The sequence below is a fragment of the Streptomyces carpinensis genome (genome assembly GCF_002154505.1).
GTDB classification, from domain to species: domain Bacteria; phylum Actinomycetota; class Actinomycetes; order Streptomycetales; family Streptomycetaceae; genus Streptomyces; species Streptomyces carpinensis.
On record NZ_MUBM01000060.1, the window covers coordinates 671 to 1,235 of the forward strand.

Here is a 565-nt window from a genome sequence, read left to right on the forward strand (position 1 = left end):
GCCGGCCAGGGGGACGGCGGCGGCCGCGAGCGCGCCGAGGCGGAGAAGCTGTCTGCGTGCCGGATCAGTCATGCGTGTGCCCCTCGGTGAGGTGGGAGGGTGGTTGGCGGTCGCTCCGGTGTCCGGGGCCCGGACTGGTCGGGAAGGTAGCGCGAGGCCTCGCCCGCGGCGTGGGCGGCGAACATCGGCCCGGCGACGTCGGGGTCACCGGAGCGCAGGAGGTCCAGGAGTTCCGCGTGGTGCTCGGCCATCGCGCCCCAGCCGCCCGCGTAGCGCGGGTCGCCCAGCACGTGCAGGTCCCACAGGCTGGACTCGATCATGCGCCACAGACGGATCAGCGCCGCGTTCCGGGCAGCCTCGCACACATGGCGGTGAAATGACATATCGGCGTCGCGAAAAGCCCCGATGTCGTTCGTCGCCGCCGCCCTGCGCAGGTGCGCCACGTCTTCGGTGAGCAGCCGCGTGTGCTCGGCATCCAGTCGGCCGGTCACCCGGCGGGCCGCGTACTCCTCGAACATCACCCGGATGTCGCGCACGTCCTGCGCCTGCCGTTCGGAGATCCGCG

1 protein-coding gene is annotated in these 565 nt (G+C 72.6%); it reads right to left on the bottom strand.

Going from position 1 to position 565, the window contains the following annotated elements:
* Positions 1 to 68 precede the first annotated feature (68 nt).
* Positions 69 to 565: GntR family transcriptional regulator (locus BZY54_RS52960; RefSeq protein ID WP_244217051.1), on the bottom strand; the 497-nt coding region annotated here is incomplete at its 5' end.